This is a genomic window from Prevotella sp. oral taxon 317 str. F0108, assembly GCF_000162415.1.
GTDB classification, from domain to species: Bacteria; Bacteroidota; Bacteroidia; order Bacteroidales; family Bacteroidaceae; genus Prevotella; species Prevotella conceptionensis.
In genome coordinates, this window is record NZ_GG740105.1 from 1 (window position 1) to 807 (window position 807).

General features: G+C 49.2%; 1 pseudogene. It reads left to right on the forward strand.

Annotated elements, in window-relative coordinates:
- Positions 1 to 807 (forward strand): annotated as a pseudogene (locus HMPREF0670_RS17355) (hypothetical protein); the annotation flags it as partial.

Genomic DNA, 807 nt, shown 5'->3' on the forward strand with positions numbered 1-807 from the left:
GACAGGTGCATCGGTTTCGTACAAGACAGGGTGCTGTATGATGTGGGGAAAGGGATAATCGAACTTAATACCAGCGTTAGGAAAGGCAATTATGGGGAGATGGCTGCCAACAGGCTTTATGCCGCAAGGGGGATGCAGAACATTCGGAGCAAACATCCGCTGATGTACATCGACAAGCCTACGGGAAAGGGATTCGACGGGGCATACACCAAGAATGGAGAGTATATTGTGGATGATGCGAAACCTTGGAAAGGATATCCAGAGAAGACAAGGAATTCAGGCAAACAACTTAGCCAAGATTGGGTGGAAAATCATTTGGCTGATGGTGCAGTACCAAACAGCCATACGGAGGCAATGGAGACAGCAAACAAAAATGGGACCCTTAAACGCACTGTGACCCACGTTGATGGCGATGGCAATATGCAGATCAGCAACTACGCAACCAAGGGAACTGACGATGTGTTCTCTACAAGGAAACCAGAAAAGGTAACGAAACCTCCAACGAAAGTAAAGGGGTTAATAAAGTCCGTTCGTTCGAAGGGTGCAAATCTCAGACCTGTCAAGGTCATTTCGGAATCTAACTTTTCGAAGGCCGTGCAAAGCAGTAAGGCTGCCACAAAAGCCAACGATGCCTTGTGGAAAGGCACGCAATACATCGAGAGTTCCCCAGTGCTTAGAACTGTGGGCAAGGTTGCGGGCAGAGCCTTAATCGTGGTGGGCATTGCTTGGGACGCATATTGCATCAACGAGGCCTACCAAGAGGAAAGGGAGTTTGGTGACAAAACGCAACAGGCCACGGGAGCGGCT